The sequence below is a fragment of the Phaeobacter italicus genome, from assembly GCF_019801785.1.
GTDB lineage: Bacteria > Pseudomonadota > Alphaproteobacteria > Rhodobacterales > Rhodobacteraceae > Phaeobacter > Phaeobacter italicus.
Genome location: NZ_JAHVIJ010000001.1, coordinates 97903 through 116025, shown reverse-complemented (window position 1 = coordinate 116025; position 18123 = coordinate 97903). Strand labels below are relative to the sequence as shown.

15 protein-coding genes are annotated in these 18123 nt (G+C 59.7%); 7 read left to right on the top strand and 8 right to left on the bottom strand.

What is annotated here, in order from left to right:
• Position 1: 1 nt before the first annotated feature.
• Complete coding sequence (locus tag KUV39_RS00530) at positions 2-1822, bottom strand: ABC transporter ATP-binding protein (protein ID WP_046209974.1); 1821 nt, start codon at positions 1820-1822, stop codon at positions 2-4.
• Positions 1823-2145: 323 nt separating this feature from the next.
• Between KUV39_RS00530 and KUV39_RS00525 the strand changes: the two genes are divergently transcribed.
• The 4 genes from KUV39_RS00525 (at position 2146) to KUV39_RS00510 (ending at position 7366) form a co-directional block, all read left to right on the top strand.
• Positions 2146-3843 carry a peptide ABC transporter substrate-binding protein gene (locus tag KUV39_RS00525; protein ID WP_008559936.1) on the top strand — a complete coding sequence of 566 codons (1698 nt, stop codon included), beginning with the start codon at positions 2146-2148 and terminating at the stop codon, positions 3841-3843.
• Positions 3844-4052: 209 nt separating this feature from the next.
• A complete protein-coding gene (locus KUV39_RS00520; protein ID WP_008561542.1) occupies positions 4053-5060 on the top strand; it encodes an ABC transporter permease in 1008 nt (335 codons plus the stop codon).
• Positions 5053-6045: an ABC transporter permease gene (locus tag KUV39_RS00515; RefSeq protein WP_008560345.1), complete on the top strand. Its 993-nt coding sequence runs from the start codon at positions 5053-5055 to the stop codon at positions 6043-6045. The genes KUV39_RS00520 and KUV39_RS00515 overlap by 8 nt, the downstream gene beginning before the upstream one ends.
• 247 nt (positions 6046-6292) lie before the next feature.
• The gene (locus KUV39_RS00510) at positions 6293-7366 is read left to right on the top strand and encodes a YeeE/YedE thiosulfate transporter family protein (RefSeq protein WP_209035010.1); all 1074 of its coding nucleotides are present in this window, start codon (positions 6293-6295) and stop codon (positions 7364-7366) included.
• On the opposite strand, the gene KUV39_RS00505 is transcribed toward KUV39_RS00510, so the two are convergent.
• From KUV39_RS00505 to KUV39_RS00480, 6 genes are all read right to left on the bottom strand, one after another.
• Positions 7302-8585 carry a DUF3422 family protein gene (locus KUV39_RS00505; protein WP_008561488.1) on the bottom strand — a complete coding sequence of 428 codons (1284 nt, stop codon included), beginning with the start codon at positions 8583-8585 and terminating at the stop codon, positions 7302-7304. The genes KUV39_RS00510 and KUV39_RS00505 overlap by 65 nt on opposite strands.
• Positions 8586-8697: 112 nt before the next feature.
• On the bottom strand, positions 8698-9102 hold the full coding sequence (locus KUV39_RS00500) for a PaaI family thioesterase (protein ID WP_050673570.1): 405 nt from the start codon (positions 9100-9102) through the stop codon (positions 8698-8700).
• A 135-nt stretch (positions 9103-9237) separates the two neighbouring features.
• Positions 9238-10671 (bottom strand): NAD(P)(+) transhydrogenase (Re/Si-specific) subunit beta, encoded by a 1434-nt coding sequence (locus KUV39_RS00495; protein ID WP_008563190.1) that lies wholly within the window; start codon positions 10669-10671, stop codon positions 9238-9240.
• 13 nt (positions 10672-10684) lie between these two features.
• A complete protein-coding gene (locus KUV39_RS00490; protein WP_008562809.1) occupies positions 10685-12259 on the bottom strand; it encodes a Re/Si-specific NAD(P)(+) transhydrogenase subunit alpha in 1575 nt (524 codons plus the stop codon).
• Positions 12260-12396: 137 nt separating this feature from the next.
• Entirely contained in the window at positions 12397-12861 is a 465-nt protein-coding gene (locus KUV39_RS00485) for a methyltransferase family protein (protein ID WP_222458648.1), read from the bottom strand.
• Between the two features lie 266 nt (positions 12862-13127).
• Positions 13128-14093, bottom strand: a complete 966-nt coding sequence (locus KUV39_RS00480) for an MBL fold metallo-hydrolase (RefSeq protein WP_222458647.1) — start codon at positions 14091-14093, stop codon at positions 13128-13130.
• Between the two features lie 232 nt (positions 14094-14325).
• On the opposite strand from KUV39_RS00480, the gene KUV39_RS00475 reads away from it, so the two are divergent.
• The 3 genes from KUV39_RS00475 to kynA all read left to right on the top strand — a co-directional run bounded on the left by KUV39_RS00475 (position 14326) and on the right by kynA (position 17427).
• Entirely contained in the window at positions 14326-15078 is a 753-nt protein-coding gene (locus KUV39_RS00475) for an SDR family NAD(P)-dependent oxidoreductase (protein WP_008561623.1), read from the top strand.
• Positions 15079-15242: 164 nt separating this feature from the next.
• Positions 15243-16436, top strand: a complete 1194-nt coding sequence (gene kynU, locus KUV39_RS00470; protein ID WP_222459034.1) for a kynureninase — start codon at positions 15243-15245, stop codon at positions 16434-16436.
• A gap of 157 nt (positions 16437-16593) precedes the next feature.
• Positions 16594-17427 (top strand): tryptophan 2,3-dioxygenase, encoded by an 834-nt coding sequence (kynA, locus tag KUV39_RS00465; protein WP_222458646.1) that lies wholly within the window; start codon positions 16594-16596, stop codon positions 17425-17427.
• A gap of 43 nt (positions 17428-17470) precedes the next feature.
• Here the strand turns inward: kynA and KUV39_RS00460 are convergent, their stop codons facing one another.
• Positions 17471-18046 carry a TetR/AcrR family transcriptional regulator gene (locus KUV39_RS00460; protein WP_306315113.1) on the bottom strand — a complete coding sequence of 192 codons (576 nt, stop codon included), beginning with the start codon at positions 18044-18046 and terminating at the stop codon, positions 17471-17473.
• Between the last annotated feature and the right edge of the window lie 77 nt (positions 18047-18123).

Here is an 18123-nt window from a genome sequence, read left to right as displayed (position 1 = left end):
ATCAGTACCCGCTGTCAGTGGTCAGAACGAAATGGCCAGGAGCAACTTCCATGTACTGGGAAGGCTCGGGGCTGTAGTTCAGGTCATGGATCGGAGACGGGATCGGTTTGAAATTCAGATCCTTCTCAGACTTGCGCTGGTTCGGATCCGCAATCGGAACCGCCTTCATCAGGGCCTGGGTGTAGGCGTGCTGCGGGTTTTCAAAGACACGCGCCCGCGGGCCGATTTCCACGATCCGACCCAGGTACATGACCCCGACCTGATGAGACACACGTTCCACGACAGCCATATCGTGGCTGATGAACAGGAAGGACAGGCCCAGCTCTGCCTGAAGCTCCATCATCAGGTTCAGCACCTGCGCCTGCACGGATACATCAAGGGCCGAAACGGCCTCATCCGCAACGATGAGCTTTGGGTTCAGCGCAAGGGCGCGGGCAATCGCGATGCGCTGGCGTTGACCACCGGACATCTCGTGCGGATAGCGGCGCATAAAGCTGCGCGGCAGGTGTACACGGTCAAAAAGGTTGGCGACCCGGTCCTGCAGCTCTGATCCAGAGGCAAGCCCATAGTTGCGCATAGGCTCGGCCACCTGATCCATCAGCTGCATCTGCGGGTTCAGCGACGCAAACGGATCCTGAAAGATCATCTGCATGTCCTGACGCGCCTTGTGAAGTTCGTTCTGATTGAGCCCCAGAATATCGCGACCTTCAAATTCGACCTTGCCGGACTGGGGTTCGACCAGACGCAGAATGGACCGCCCGGCAGAGGATTTGCCACAACCGGATTCCCCAACCAGCGACAGGGTCTGGCCCTTGAACACCTTGAAGGACACGTCCTCTACCGCGTGCACATTCGCAACGGTGCGGCGAAGCAGGCCACCCTTGACCGGGAAGCGAGTCACCAGGTTCTCGACGTTCAGGATGACCTCATCAGATCCCTTGATCGGTTCGATTTTCTGGTCTTCGGCTCCCATCAGCTTCATTGGCTCGGGATAGTTCTTGCCGCTCATCTCACCGAGCTTGGGCACCGCCGCCAACAGCGCCTTGGTGTAATCATGCTGCGGATTTTCAAAGATCTCGTGGACTGTGCCCTCTTCGACCTTGTTGCCGCGGAACATCACCACCACACGGTCCGCCATCTGTGCGACGACGGCCATGTCGTGCGTGATGAACATGACCGCTGTGCCCGTTTCCCGCTTGAGCCGGTCCATCAGCGCGAGGATTTCGGCCTGGATGGTCACATCCAGCGCCGTGGTCGGTTCGTCCGCAATCAACAGGCGCGGCTCACAGGCCATCGCCATCGCGATCACGACCCGCTGACGCATACCGCCTGACAGTTCATGCGGGTACTGCTTCATCCGACGCTCAGGCTCGGGGATGCGCACTTCGCGCAGCAGTTCGATGGCACGGGCCTCGGCCTGGGCCTTGTTCATGTTTTTGTGGATCCGCAGCCCTTCGGTCAGCTGGCGGCCCACCGTGAACACCGGATTGAGAGCGGTCATCGGCTCTTGAAAGATCATTCCGATCTCATTGCCGCGAATCTGCTTCATCAAAGCCTGGTCGGTATCACCCAGATCGACCTGCCCACCTTCGCGGCGATCGAACACAAGTTGACCCGACGTAATTTCACCACCACCGAACTCGACCAGGCGCATCAGCGACAAGGACGACACCGATTTGCCTGAGCCAGATTCGCCCACGATACAAACGGTTTCGCCCGGATTCACATCAAACGAGACATCCTGCACCCCGACAACGGGGCCGTCTTTTGTCTGGAACTCGACGCGAAGGCCTTTAATTTGTGCAATAGGCTGATCCAGCACGGTGACGTCCCCTTGTAGTCCTGATTGGTTCTTAGAAAGCGGTGGCGATAACACAAAGGTGTATGCAACGGCATTCACGGCGTCAAACCCACCTCATTTTTTTCTGGACCGCAAGTCTTGCAATTTCCCGGAACTCTGTATTCGATACCCGCAGTGCAGCCACCTCTGCCTGTCAATTCCGCTGAAGTCATATTCTTGTGAGCTCAGCCATGACGGGAAAAGGCGGCATGCCTTACAGGACGGCCCGCAGCAATGCGGCAAACGAGCAGGCCAAAAAGGCTTGTTCAAAAAAAGGCACTTAGGTGTCCGACAAGGAGTGTAAAATGAAAATCAAGACCCTCTTGATGGGCGCGATTGCGGCAACTGCTCTCGCTCCCGCAGCCTTTGCCGAACGGGGATCGGACGGCCAGGTCAACATTATCTATTGGCAGGCCCCTTCCATCCTGAACCCGTTCCTTTCGGGCGGCACCAAGGACGTTGAAGCCGCCTCGCTCGTGATCGAGCCGCTGGCGCGTTACAACTCGTCCGGCGAAATGGTTCCGTGGCTGGCAGAAGAGATCCCGACCACCTCCAACGGTGGCGTGTCCGAAGATCTGACCTCGATCACCTGGAAGCTGAAAAAAGGCATCAAGTGGTCCGACGGCTCCGAGCTGACCTCGGCCGACGTGAAATTCACCTATGAATACTGCACCCACCCCGAAGGCGGTTGTGCACAGGTGACCAAATTCGAAGGCGTGACCTCTGTCGAAACACCCGATGACTATACCGTCGTCGTGACCTTCGGCGCAGCCACCCCCTTCCCTTACGGCCCGTTTGTCGGCGGTGAGAGCCCGATCCTGCAGAAAGCGCAGTTCGAGCAGTGCATGGGCGCCAAAGCCCCAGAGTGCACCGACGCCAACTTTGGCCCGATCGGCACCGGCCCGTTTGTGGTTGAAGAGTTCAAGCCCAACGACGTCATCACCTTCGTAGCAAACGACCAATACCGCGACGCCTCTAAGCCCGCCTTCTCGCGCGTGCTGTTCAAAGGTGGCGGTGACGCAACTGCAGCTGGTCGTGCCGTTCTGGAAACCGGCGAATTCGACTACGCCTGGAACCTGCAGCTGGCACCCGATGTGATCTCCCAGATGGAAGCCGCTGGCAAAGGCAAGGCCGTTGCTGGTTTTGGCCCGCTGGTTGAGCGTCTGATGCTGAACAACACCAACCCGTCGCCTGACCTCGGCCCGGATGAGCGTTCGGTTGTGCGTCCGCACCCGTTCCTGTCCGACCCCGCCGTCTACAAGGCGATGTCCATGGCGATCGACCGCGAACTGCTGGTTGAAATCGGCTATGGCAAAGCGGGCAAAGTGACCTGCTCCTGGGTTCCGGCCCCTGAAGCCTACGCAATCAGCCCGGAAGGCTGCAACGTGCAGGACGTCGCTGGCGCCAACGCGATGCTGGACGAAGCAGGTATCGTCGACACCGATGGTGACGGCATCCGCGAAAAGGACGGTGTACCGCTGAAGGTTCTGTACCAGACCTCCACCAACGCTGTACGTCAGGACTTCCAGGCGCTGATCAAACAGTGGTGGAGCGAAATCGGCATCGACGCCGAGCTGCGCAACATCAACGCATCGGTCTTCTTCGGTGGCGACCCGGGCTCCCCGGACACCTTCCAGAAGTTCTATGCTGACGTTGAAATGTACGCCAACACCTTCAACGGCACCGACCCGCAGTCCTACTTCGGCAACGGTCTGTGCGACAAGGCACCGACTCCGGCATCGCAGTGGCAGGGTGAAAACATCTCCCGTTTCTGTGACGAAGAGTTCGACGCCCTGCACGCTGAGCTGTCCGGCACCGCCGACATGGCCAAGCGCGTTGAAATCGGTCAGAAGCTGAACACCATCATCTTCGAAAAAGGCGGCATGATCCCGCTGGTCCACCGCGGCCGTCTGTCCGCACACGCAAACACCCTGGGTGGTGTTGATCTGAACGTGTGGGACAGCGAACTGTGGAACATCGCTGACTGGCATCGCGCCGAATAAAGGCGATCTAGTCGTCAACAGGGGCCCCGGCACATAGCCGGGGCCTGCTGGTTTTCGCGTTACGGCACGGGGCAGATTCCGGCATTGTTGTCACCTTCGAACTGACCTAAGACAGCCCGCATGGCGTTCCCAGCCCAGTGACACTGCCGTCACGACGGGCAAGGCTGACGCGAACCTCATGACACCTTAATTGCAAAGGCGCCTGGCTGATGCTGACTTTTACCATCCGACGGCTGATCCTCGCAGTGCCGACACTGCTGTTTATCAGTCTCGTGATCTTCCTGCTCCTGGAGCTCGCCCCGGGCGACCCGATGGCGCAGGTTCCCCTCACCGTTCCCCCCGAAGTCAAAGAAAAGATGCGCCTGGCCCTTGGCCTGGGCGAGCCCGTCCATATCCGGTTCTGGAAATGGCTGGTGCAGTTCTTCTGGATCGAACCCCAGGTTCTGATCGACAATATCTTTGGCACCACCTTCTCTGCTGGCGATCTGCGCGTGATCTCTTGGCAGACCCGCTCTCCGGTCATGGACATCGTTGTTCAGCGTCTGCCGCAGACCCTGTGGGTTGTCGGAACCGCCTATATCGTCGCGATTGTCATCGCGCTACCGATCGGGATCTATTCCGCCTACCGCCAGTACAGCTGGTTTGACCAGATGGGGACATTTGTGTCGATGGTGGGCTTCTCAGTGCCGCCGTTCTTTTCGGGGGTTCTGGTTATCGTGATCTTCTCGGTACAGCTTGGCTGGTTCCCGTCGATCTATGACACCACTCTTGTCGTCGACAGCTGGGACACCTTTGTCAAACAGCTGCAGCAGATGGTCATGCCGGTGATGGTTCTGGCGCTGCAGATCACGGCACAGCTCAGCCGTTTCATGCGCGCCTCCATGCTGGACAACCTCAACCAGGACTATGTTCGCACCGCCCGCGCCAAGGGCCTGAGCGAATACGTCGTGGTCATGGTGCATGTGCTGCGCAACTCGATGATCCCGGTGGTTACCGTCATCGCCCTGGGCATCCCCTCGATCTTTGGTGGCGCCATCATCACCGAGCAGGTGTTCAAGGTGAACGGCATCGGTCAGCTGCTGATCGGTGCAATCCAGGCCAACGACCTGCCGATGGTGCAGACACTTACCTTTATCTTTGCCGTGCTGATCGTGTTGTTCAACCTGATCGCCGATGTGCTCTACGGCATTCTGGACCCGAGGATTCGCTATGACTGACGCAGCAAAAAAAGACCCGCTGCAGCATTCCAGCGTGCAGCAGGAGGCCGAGAAGGCGCCGCGCAGCCAGTGGCGTGACGTGTGGGATCAGTTCAAGTCCCACCGTGGCGCCCTGTCGGGTGGCATCCTGTTCCTGATCATCTGTGTCGGGGTCATCTTCGGCCCGCTGGTTTATTGGAACGATGCCCAATATGTGCCGACCGGCCGTGACTTCATCAAACTGCGGGACATGCGGCCGATCTATCACGCGCTGTGGGACCCCTCGGCCAAGATGGACTGGGCCTATCCGCTGGGCACCGACAACCTTGGTCGCGACACGCTGTCTCGCCTGATGTTCGGCGGGCGGGTTTCGCTTGCGGTTGGTATGGCTGCGATGGTGCTGGCGCTGCTTCTGGGCAGCTTGGTCGGTGTGGTTGCAGGCTACTTCAAGCGCCTTGACGGTCTGCTGATGCGCCTGACCGACCTGTTCCTGGCCCTGCCCCTGCTGCCGATGATCCTGGTGGCCGCGGTTCTGTTCCGCGAAAGCCTGTCCAAGTCCATCGGCCCTGAGGGCGGTGTGTTCGTGCTGATCGTCTGCCTGATCGGGATTACCTCCTGGATGCCGACAGCCCGCATCGTGCGCGGTGACGTGCTGGCCATCAAAGAGCGCGAGTTCGTGCTGGCGGCCCGCTCCATCGGGACCAAGCCGGACAAGATCATCTCTCGCCACATCCTGCCCAACGTGCTGTCGCCGATCATGGTTTCTGCCACTCTCGGCATCGCAACGGCGATCATCACGGAATCAGCCCTGTCCTTCCTTGGCTTTGGCTTCCCGCCGGACTTCCCCACCTGGGGTCGCCTGCTGAATGACGCGGTTGACCGGATGACGCTCTTCCCCGAGCGTGTGCTGTGGCCCGGTATCCTGATCTCTCTGACCGTGTTGTCGGTGAACTATCTGGGCGACGGTCTGCGCGACGCCTTGGATCCACGGATCCGCGGCCGCTGACCACGCAGACACTGCGACACATTCAAATAAGAACATATCAACTGGCCGCCTGCTCTTGGGCGGCCAGTTTGTTTTTTGCGATGACCGCAGCAACGGGACATCTGCCTCATGAAATCGGCACGAACAGAATACCGTTCTGCATCCCCCTGTGCTTTCCCCATGAGTTCCTCTTGTCAGCGCCCTGCAATCACGCCATTTCGGGAAAATATTCCAATTCTCGGCACTGCCGCCATGATGGAGCCCGCATATGTTTGAAACCCTTGGCTTTGACGAAACAAGCGCACGCGCCGTGTCTGTCTACTTCGCGCTTGGCGTTGGTCTGCTGTTTGGTGCACTGGCCCAGCTGACACGATTCTGCTTTCGCCGGGCCCTCGTCGGCGAGGACCGCAGACAGGCAGCGGGCGTTTGGGCCATTGCTCTCGCGGTCGCGGTGATCGGCACCCAAGCTGCCGTTGCGCAGGGCTGGATCGACTTTGCAGATCACCGCCTTCTGGTGGCTGACTTGCCGGTTTTGGCCGTTGTTCTGGGCGGTTTGATGTTTGGTGGCGGTATGATCCTCACCCGGGGCTGCGCCTCGCGGCTTCTGGTTCTGGGCGGCAGCGGCAATCTGCGCGCGCTGATGGTCATGGTGGTATTCGCCATCGTTGCCCATGCCACGCTGAAAGGGATATTCGCCCCGCTGCGGACTGCGCTTGGCAGTGTGACGCTGCCCTTGGGTGATGCGGCCTCTCTGTCGGGACTTGCAGGCAGCGGGGGCGTCGCTGCGGCGGTCATCACGGCGCTTGCGCTTTTTGTTGCAGCGCGTTCAGGCAACCGTCTGCTGCCGCTGATCGGCGGCGCGGCCATCGGTGCCCTGGTTCCATTGGCCTGGGTCGGCACCGGCTATGTTCTTTTTGACGAATTCGACCCCATCGCGATGGAGAGCCTCTCCTTCACCTCCCCCGCTGCGGACACGCTGTTTTTCGCCGTTGCCTCTAGCGCGGTTCCCGCGGGATTTGGCACAGGTCTCGTCGCGGGCGTGCTGGCCGGGGCCTTGGTCGCCGCCCTGCTGAGCGGCACATTCCAATGGCAGAGCTTTGACAGCCCGCGCCAGACCGGCCGCTATTTGGCTGGCGCAGGCCTCATGGGCATGGGCGGCGTTCTGGCAGGCGGCTGCACGGTCGGGGCCGGGCTGGCCGGTATTCCAACCCTGAGCCTCGCAGCCCTCCTTGCGCTCGCATCAATTGCGACCGGGGCGCTCGTTGTCGAGCGGCTGCTTAATGCAGCCGCTTCCGGATCTGGCGCACCGACAACCAAACCAGCAGCACAACCGGCAGAGTAAGCAGCGCCGTCAGCATCCCCTTGCTGACGGACAAAACCTGCGCCAGCGGATAAAGCGCGTAAGACGCAAGCGACACCGCATAATAGCTGATTGCCACCACCGACAGACCTTCCACAGTGTGCTGAAGCCGAAGCGCCAGATCGGCGCGGCGGTCCATGCTTTCCAGTAGCGCCTGGTTCTGGGCGCTGCGCTCCACATCCACCCGCGTTCGCAGCAGCTCTCCTGCACGGCGCGCCCTGTCAGCAAGGGTGACCAGCCGCTGCTCGGTCGACTTGACCGTCCGCATGGCCGGCTCAAACCGGCGCAACATGAATTCTGCAAACGTCTGGAAGCCGCCGTAGCGCACCTCTCGCAGCAACGCGATCCGCTGGTTGACCAGCGCCTCATAGGCCCCGGTCGCACCAAATCGGAAAGACGCACGGGCCGCCATTGCCTCCAACTCGGCCGAAACCGTCAGAAGTTGGGACAGGGTCTGCTCTGCCGGGGCTTCGGCACCAGTCATCTGCGCCATCATTTCGCTCAGATGCGCATCAAGCGCCCCAATTGAGGGCGACAATCCACGCGCCCGGGAAAACCCAAGCATCGACATCGCACGGTAGGTTTCGATCTCGCAAATTCGTTGCACCACGCGACCGATCCGCTGACTGCCGGTTCCGTCGCTGACGAAAACCGCAAACCGCATGTGCCCCGCCGGATCGATGCGAAAATCCCCCGCCATGATGGCACTGTCGTCCAGAACGCTGGAAACAGCCAGACTTTCGGGGACGAACCAATCAGCAAACGCTGATTTGATCGCCTCCTCCTCAGCTGGGCGTGGCTCCAGCCGGATCATGAGCGACGTAATGCGCTGACCGGGAGCCTGTGCCAGCCAGTCGTTGGGGAACAGATCGAAATCTACAGGATCAAAGGCCCGTTTGCTCACCCCGTCAAAATAGAGCGTATAGCTCACGAATTCGGTGTGTTGCTCCCACTTGAGCATATGGCGTCCCAACTGGGCAGAATGGTGCGTAGCCCCCGGCTGTGGGTGTGGCGCGCCATGACGATCCAGCAGATCCGTCAGGTGGCGCAGATCCAGTGTCCGGTCCCGGTGCACCGCTTCGCTGGGTTGTTTGATCGCCAGATAGACCACCGTGCAGGGGCTTTGCATGGTGGGGAATGGGCGGGCGTGCAGCTCGTTGACAAGCTGATAGCGCAGGGGATGGTCTTCGATCGGTGGCATTACAGGGTCTCCGAATTTCTCCGCAGACTAGTCAAAACAGGACAAACCTGTAAAGAAATCTTTTATTTCAATAACTTACCGGAATACCACGGCATACAGTTCGAAAATTCCCCTATTTTTCAACACTCAGGATCGTCCCCTGGGCGGCAGCGCACAGTTTTTCCTCTCCATCGTTCAGAACAAAGATGTCGCAACGGGTCACTGCCTGACGCTTGCCAGAGGAAATCACCTCGGCCCGCGCGATCAGCCGGTCTCCTATGGCGGGGCGTGCGTAGTTGATTTTCATCTCTTGCGTCAGCACGTTGCCAAGAACGGATCCACCGGCATAGGTCATCGCATTGTCCGCAAGATAGGCAAGCACACCGCCGTGGGCAAATCCGTGCTGCTGCTTCAGCGCGTCGCGCAGTTCCAGCTCCAGCACCGCCTGTCCCGGCTCAAAACCGGTGAGTTCAGCGCCGACCAACTGGCTAAACGGCTGGGTCTTGAGGATCTCCTGACCCATCTTCAAAATATCCATGTCCTGCAACCCCTCTATCTGTATACGGGTCAACCCGACCACCCTGCCCTGCGCCTGTCAAAACAGACGCCGCGGCAGCGCATCAAAAAAGGCGCCCCGAACGGGACGCCTTGCTTTGGTGAACTGCTGGTTGGATCAGTCGATCATCCCCAACAAAGTGTCGAGCGACTGTTTCGCATCGCCATAGAACATCCGGGTGTTTTCCTTGAAGAACAGCGGATTTTCGATGCCGGAATAGCCAGTCCCCTGTCCACGCTTGGAAACGAACACCTGTTTCGCCTTCCAGCATTCCAACACCGGCATGCCGGCGATGGGCGAGTTGGGGTCTTCCTGCGCGGCCGGGTTCACGATGTCGTTGGAGCCGATAACAATGGCCACATCCGTCTCCGGGAAGTCCTCGTTGATTTCGTCCATTTCCAGAACGATGTCGTAAGGCACCTTGGCCTCAGCCAGCAGAACGTTCATGTGGCCCGGCAGACGCCCCGCAACGGGGTGGATCGCAAAGCGCACGTTCTTGCCCTTGGCCCGCAGGCGGCGGGTCAGTTCGGCCACGTTCTGCTGTGCCTGCGCAACCGCCATGCCGTAGCCCGGAATGATGACAACACTGTCCGCGTCCTTCAGGGCATTCGCCACACCTTCGGCGTCGATGGCAACCTGCTCACCTTCGATCTCCATCGCAGGACCAGCGGTACCGCCAAAGCCCCCAAGGATGACCGACACAAACGACCGGTTCATCGCCTTACACATGATGTAGCTGAGGATCGCACCGGAAGAGCCAACAAGCGCGCCCACAACAATCAACAGGTCGTTGCCCAGAGAGAAACCAATCGCCGCAGCCGCCCAGCCAGAATAGCTGTTGAGCATCGACACCACGACCGGCATGTCCGCGCCGCCAATGCCCATGATCAGGTGATAGCCGATGAACAGCGCAGCGATCGTCATCAGAACCAGCGGCAGCAGACCACCGGTGTTGAAGTACCAGATCAGGCAGAGCAGCGACAAACCCGCCGCGCCCGCATTCAGCGCATGACCACCCGGCAGTTTTTCGGCAGCAGAGGTCACTTTGCCCGCCAGCTTGCCATAGGCGATCACAGAGCCGGTGAAAGTGACAGCACCGATAAAGACGCCCAAGAACAGCTCCACCCGCAGGATCGCGATTTCAACACCGTCCTTCTTGGCCAGGAGGGCTGCAAAACCTTCCAGCGCCTTCTTCTCGGCCTCATCCATGGCCAGCACACGGCCAAGTTCGATATGGGCGATAAAGCCGACGAAAACCGCTGCCAGACCAACAAGCGAGTGCATCGCCGCAACCAGCTGGGGCATCTCGGTCATCTGCACGCGCTTGGCCACATAATAGCCGATGATACCACCTGCTGCGATCAGAACGATCGACAGGAACCACAATCCTGCACCCGGCCCGATGAGCGTTGCAAGAACCGCCAGCGCCATGCCGGCAATCCCGTACCAGACCGCGCGTTTCGCGCTTTCCTGACCCGAAAGCCCACCCAGAGACAGGATGAAGAGAACAGCAGCAACCACATAGGCTGCAGTAGTAAATCCGAATTCCATGATCTCTGCCCCTTTAGGATTTCTGGAACATGGCGAGCATGCGCCGTGTCACGAGGAAGCCGCCGAAAATATTGATCCCGGCCATAAAGACCGAAAGCGCGGCGAGCAGGATCACCAGGAAGCTGCCGGAACCGATTTGCATCAGCGCACCCAGAATGATGATCGACGAAATGGCGTTGGTTACCGCCATAAGCGGCGTGTGAAGGCTGTGCGAGACGTTCCAGATCACCTGGAAGCCAACGAAACACGACAACGCAAACACGATGAAATGCTGCATAAAGCTCGCCGGTGCGAACAGGCCGACAAACAGCACCAATGCCCCGCCAGCTGCAAGAAGCGTGACCTGCTGTTTGGTCTGCTCCTTGAAGGCCGCGACTTCCTGCGCGCGCTTTTCCTCTGCCGTCAGCTCCTTGGGGGCATCGGGTTTCTTTTGCGCAGCAATCGCCTGCACCTTGGGCGGTGGCGGCGGGAAGGTGATTTCCTTTTCGAACGTGACCGTCGCGCCGCGGATGACATCATCTTCCATGTCATGCACGATCTGGCCGTCCTTTTCAGGGGTCAAATCGGTCATCATGTGGCGGATGTTGGTCGCGTATAGCATCGACGCCTGCGTTGCCATCCGGCTGGGGAAATCCGTGTAGCCGATGATGGTCACGCCATTGTCGGTGACAACCTTCTCGTCCATCACCGTGCCTTCGACGTTGCCGCCTTTTTCAGCTGCAAGGTCCACGATCACCGAACCCGGCTTCATCGCCGCAACCATGTCCTCAAGCCACAGCTTGGGGGCCTCTCGGTTGGGGATCAGCGCGGTGGTGATAACGATGTCGATCTCCGGGGCCAGCTCGCGGAACTTGGCCAGCTGGGCCTCTCGGAATTCCGGGCTGGAGACAGACGCATACCCACCAGTCGCCGCGCCATCCTGCTGTTCTTCTTCGAAATCCAGATAGACAAATTCGGCGCCCATGGATTCGACCTGCTCGGCCACTTCGGGACGCACGTCGAATGCGTAGGTCACAGCACCCAGAGAGGTCGAGGCCCCGATCGCCGCAAGACCGGCAACGCCTGCGCCCACAACCAGCACCTTGGCCGGGGGCACCTTGCCTGCAGCGGTGATCTGACCGGTAAAGAAACGGCCAAAATTGTTGCCCGCCTCGATCACGGCACGGTAGCCCGCGATATTGGCCATAGAGGACAGCGCATCCATCTTTTGCGCGCGACTGATGCGGGGAACCATTTCCATCGCGATCACATTCGCGCCTTTGGAGCGCGCCAGCTCCATGCCCGCTTCGTTGCCACCGGGGTTGAAGAAAGAGATCAGCGTCTTGCCGGCTGTCATCCGCTTCAGTTCGGTTTCCGTGGGCTGACGCACCTTGGCAACGATATCGACCGATTTCCAAAGTGCCGCGGGCGTCTTGATAATCTCGACCCCAGCCGCCTCATAGGCCTCATCCGAGAAACCGGCTGCTGCACCGGCGCCGGTTTCGATTGCACAGTCATAGCCCAACTTTTGCAGTTGAACCGCGGAGTCGGGTGTCATCGCAACACGCGCCTCGCCGTCAAACACTTCCTTTGGCGTGCCTATTTTCACCTTGTCGGTCCCCCTTCTGTCTCGCCGCCCGCATCGCGCGAGTACGGATCGCAAATATTTTGACTACATTGCGCAACATTTTTGCGCAACCGTTTCGCTGCGTCGCCGCGCTATTTCGCTGCGCTGCCGCAATTTCATCACAGCCAACGTCGCGTTTTCTGTTCGTAGCGCGCCCAGTCTGCCCGAAACTGACGCCGCAACTTTCTTTCTTCCGGAATGATAAAGCGGCGCTCCAGCACCCAGACAAACAACGGCAGCAACGCCAAGGACAGCACCGCGTCAAAGCGCAGGACCAACCCCAGCAACAAAAGGCAATCGCCCAGATAAATCGGGTTTCGGCTGCGTTTGAAGATCCCGGACTGAACCAGATGGCTTGGCTCGCCGTGTGGGTGCACCGTCGTTTTCTGGCGGCGCATCTCAACCACGGCCAATAGGATCAGGATGACACCCCCGCCAATCAACAGGCCGCTCAGAAGACTGATAACCCAGCCGCCGCCAGCCCCACGCAGGCTGAGACCAAAATGCCACAGATTTGCCTGCACCCATGCAAGCCCGGCAAAGCCGAACAACCAGACCGGCGGTGTATCGATCCAGGATTTCATGGGAGGCGTCCTGCCAGCATCTTGTCAAAAATCACGCACATTGGCGGCAGTTTTCCCTCAACCGGACAGAAGGTCCACCCTTCTGCCGGTGCTTTCGAATGATAAGGACAGATTGCCCAAAATTGCATCAAAACGGCGAATCCGTTCCGGTTTGCGGCATGATCCTGCACAGAATGTCGCGAATGGCTACGTATACTTTCGCATTCCGTTCACTGTGAAAAATCCTCCGCCCCTGCCATCACAGGGGCGGCCGCGCCGGATCGGGCTCACTCCCACTCCATCTCCTCGAAAACGCGCCCGGCATTTTTGGTCGCGAGCTCCTCGAAGGTATCAAGCCCCTCCCAGCGGCTTTGATCGACATAATAGGCCGAAGCGAGGTCACCCCCCTCTTCGATATGGGTGCCAATCTTGCCCCGCAGATCCAGCAGGTAATCCAGAGTATAGCGGCGGACCTGGTCCATATTGGTCGGATGTCCGTGCCCCGGAATGACATAGGTCGGGGCATAGGCTTCAAAGCGCTCTTGCCAGGTGTCGATCCAGCAACTGGTGCAGGTGTGTTCAAAGATTGGCAGCATCCGTTCGTGAAAGGCGATGTCGCCGGCAATCATCATGCCCCATTGCGGCAACCAGACCTGGGTGTCACCCGGATCATGGGCCGGCCCCAGATGCAGAACTTGGATTTCGACCCCACCAAGCGCCAGATCATAGCGATCCTCAAACGACAGGTTGGCAGGTTCAATCCGTGTCTGCCCTGCACGGTCCTTGTTGTAGGCCTGCATCCGCTGCAGGATGAAATCACCGTTTTCGCGGACTTCAGCTGTGGCATCCACATGGGCCAGCACATCCACGCCCTGATCCCGCCAATAGCCATTGCCCAGCATCGCGTGACCTTGGCCGTTTTCATTGATCACCAGCACAACAGGCTGATCTGTCACATTCCTGATCTCCTGATGAACCGCCGCCGCCAGCGCATCGGACGCCCCGGCATTTATGACAACGACCCCCTCAGAGGTCACAATAAAGCTGAGGTTGTTGTTGTGACCTGCATTTTCATAGGTCGGGGGCGCAGTGGCCCCGATAGCCGAGAACACATGGGGGATCACCTCGACCGGTTTGGAATAGAGTTCGGACTGGGGGTATTGATCCGCGATGTCTTCGCTCGCCAGTCCGGCAGTCGGCGCCACCAACAGCGCAGCCAGACCAAGGGTCAGTCTCTGGGCAATCACTTTCATCTTTCTCTCCCTGAAATGTCGTAAACCGCTCGGTTTGAAATCACATTCACACATGGGAATATAAGTGTAAACAACGGAACCGCCCCCTGACCTCGCCGCGCCCCGAATGCGGCAACGGGCAAAGTGACGGAACGGCGAACTTGCCTCGATACAGCTCTCCGATAGGCTGGGTTACAACCAGAGGCCGCGGTCACATGGACCGTGCGCGTTCCACAATAAGCGAGGCAAAGCCATGACACTTCAGGGAAAACACGCGTTGATCACCGGCGGCGGCACAGGCATTGGCCTCGCTATGGCAAAGGCGCTCGCCGATCAGGGGGCTGAGGTCACGATTACCGGCCGCCGACAGGAAGTGCTGGAAGAGGTCGCGACAGATGGACTGCATCCGCTCGCGATGGATGTCCGGGACGAGGCAGATGTCATCGCCAAGATCGACGCCGCCACTGCCGCCCGGGGGCCGATCCAGATCTGTGTGCCCAATGCAGGCATTGCCGAGGGCAAGGCGTTGCACAAGATGTCGATGGAGTTCTGGCGCAACATGATGGCGACCAATCTGGATGGCGCCTTTCTGACCATCCGCGAATCCATGAAGTCCATGCGCCAGACCGATTGGGGCCGCGTTGTTACCGTCTCCTCCATTGCGGGGCTGCGCGGGTTGCAGGGGGCTCCTTGCTATTCGGCCAGCAAACATGGGCTCATCGGCCTGACACGATCGCTGAGCGAGGATTATCTTGGCACGCCCTACACGTTCAACGCGCTCTGCCCCGGCTACGTCGATACCCCGATCATCGACCGGAACGTGACCTCTATCTCCCAGCGTGCTGGCGTCAGTGAAGAAGATGCGCTCAAGATCATGGTCTCTGCCAATCGCCACAAACGCCTGATCCTGCCGGATGAAGTGGCCGCGGCGCTGCTGTGGCTTTGCGGCCCCGGCTCGCAGTCGATCAACGGGCAGACCATCGAAATTGCAGGTGGTCAGACCTGATCAGGAACCAGCCAAGCCCAGTTCAAACCTCAGTTCAAAGCCCCGCCCAATGCGCTGCCCCAAAGCGCTGGACAGGGTTTTGAATATCGGATACGACGATAAAAGCTTTAAGCATAAAACAAATGAGCAAGGCACCCGTCCGCTCATCAACTGATGGGGATCCGATGACTGATTTCGCCGCAACCAAGGCCATGTTCGCGCTGCCGGAAGGCATGATTTACCTCGACGGCAATTCGCTGGGGCCGATGCCGCGCGCCACTGCGGAACGTGTGCGCCACACAATCGAGGATGAATGGGGCGAAATGCTGATCACCGGCTGGAACAAGGCCGGCTGGATGCAGAAACCCACGGCAATCGGCGACCGGATTGCCCGGCTGATCGGGGCCGAACCAGGTCACGTCGTGATGGGCGACACGCTGTCGATCAAAGTCTATCAGGCCGTTGCGTCCGCGCTGGAACTGAACCCCACCCGCAAGGTGGTTCTGTCCGACAGCGGCAACTTCCCTTCCGACCTCTATATGGTTGAGGGGCTGATGAAATCGCTGGGCCCCGACTACACGCTGCGCGTCGTCGCCCCGGAGGAGGTCAGCGCCCATATCACCGATGACGTCGCCGTTTTGATGCTGACCGAAGTCGATTATCGCACCGGACGCAAACACGACATGAAGGCACTGACAGAACAGGCCCATGCTGCCGGTGTTGTGACGGTTTGGGATCTGGCACACTCCGCAGGCGCGCTGCCCGTGGATCTGGCGGGGTGCAAGGCGGATTTCGCGGTCGGCTGCACCTATAAATACCTCAACAGCGGCCCCGGTGGCCCCGCCTTCATCTACGTCGCCCCCCGCCACGCAGATGCCGCCCGCCCGGCCCTGTCCGGTTGGCTGGGCCACGCCGCACCCTTTGATTTCGATCTGAACTACAAGCCCGGCAACGGCATCGAACGTATGCGGGTCGGCACGCCCCCTGTGTTGCAACTCGCCGCACTTGAGTCGTCGATGGATATCTGGGACATGGCCGACATGGCCGATGTGCGCGCCAAATCCATCGAACTTTGCGATCTGTTCATCACTGAGGTCGAAGCCCGCTGCCCCGATCTCACCCTTGCCTCCCCCCGTGACGGGGCGGGCCGTGGCAGCCAGGTCTCTTTCCGTTTCCACGAAGGCTACGCCGCCATGCAGGCGCTCATTGCCCGTGGCGTGGTTGGCGACTTCCGCGCGCCTGATATCATGCGCTTTGGCTTTACCCCGCTTTATATTGACGAGGGCGACGTGCGGGCCGCTGTTGATATCATCGAAGATGTGATGACCAACGCACTCTGGGACCGGCCAGAGTATAAAACGCGCAACGCCGTCACCTGATCTGATGATCCGCCATCACACATATCGCGTGCCGCTCTGCCGTCCTGCGGGCTGGGTCGCCCTGTGGCGACGGCTGGCCCAATGCGGCACGCTCAACACCAGAAAGGCCCTTGTTTCCGCAATCTGATATACTACCGGAACACCAAGGAGCCTTTCCATGTCCACCCCTTATGATCCCGCCAAGGAAGGCGCGCAGATGTCGTTTGACGGGCGCATGTCCTATGGCGACTACCTGTCGCTCGACACGCTGCTGAACGCGCAGAAAACCTGGACCAACACCCATGACGAGATGCTGTTCATCATCCAGCATCAGACCTCGGAACTGTGGATGCGCCTCGCCATCCACGAGTTGACCGCCGCGCGCAGCCGCCTGCTGGACAACAAACCACACGAGGCCTTCAAGATGCTCGCCCGCGTTGCCCGCATCTTTGAGCAACTGAACTCGGCCTGGGACGTGCTGCGCACCATGACGCCCTCGGACTACACCGCCTTTCGGGATGAGCTGGGCCAAAGCTCTGGCTTTCAGTCGCATCAGTACCGCCAGATCGAGTTCATGCTGGGCAATCGCAACAAGGCCATGCTGCGCCCCCATGCCCACCGCCCCGATATTATGGCCTTGCTGGAGGAAGAGCTGAGCCAGCCATCGCTTTATGATGTGGCCTTGCGCAGCTTGGCCAAGCGGTTTGATCTGCCCGCCGAGGTGCTGAACCGCGATCTGTCAGAGGCCTACACGCCCCACCCCGCAGTCGAAGCCGCCTGGAGCGAGGTCTACCGCAACACCGAGACCCATTGGGATCTTTACGAACTGGCCGAAAAGCTGGTGGATTTCGAGGACTACTTCCGCCGCTGGCGCTTCAACCACGTGACCACGGTAGAACGGGTGATCGGGTTCAAACGCGGCACCGGCGGCACCGGTGGGGTCAGCTATCTGAAACGGATGCTGGAGGTGGAACTGTTCCCCGAACTCTGGCACCTGCGCACTTCGCTCTGACGCAGAGCCAAAAAGCGGCAGGCCAAATCATGGCCTGCCAGCCCTATCGCGGGACCAGTGCAGCGGCGACCAACAGCGCGAGCTGCCGCACGCCCGCGCGGTAGGCGGCATAATCGGGCGAGGTATGCTTTACCCCCTTCATCGCGCTGCAAAAGGCGCGCGCGACCTCTGCTGGCGGACCCGGCAGCCGCACGGCAGCTGCACGATCCATCTCTTCCAGCCATTCGGCATAGACCGCACGCAACAGCGCTTCGCCTGCTTCGATGTGGTCGGCTGCGGTACTCAGGCTCGCCTCCAGTGTCTCCATTCCATGCGGCGTGCTCAGCATCGCCTCCATCGCCGCCCCGCCCTGGGCCTCGAAGGCTGACAGGATCCTGCTCTCTATCGGGCCTTCGGCAGTGAGCGCGGAACGGACCGCCTCCGAGGTATCCGCGTAATAGGCATCAATCAGCGCCTTGAGGATCGCGGTCTTGTTCTTGAAATGCAGATAGACCGCAGGCCGCGACATCCCTGCCCGTTTGGCAATGTCGTCCATTGACGTCTTGCGAAACCCATAGGTCGCAAAGGCCGCCCAAGCGGATTCCAGAATGTTACGCTGTTTGGGATCGATCTGCGGCATGTCCATGACCTGCTTCTGACAGTTGAGGCGAATTTTGTCAATTGACACCCTGACAGTTTAGCACCATTTTGTCAGCA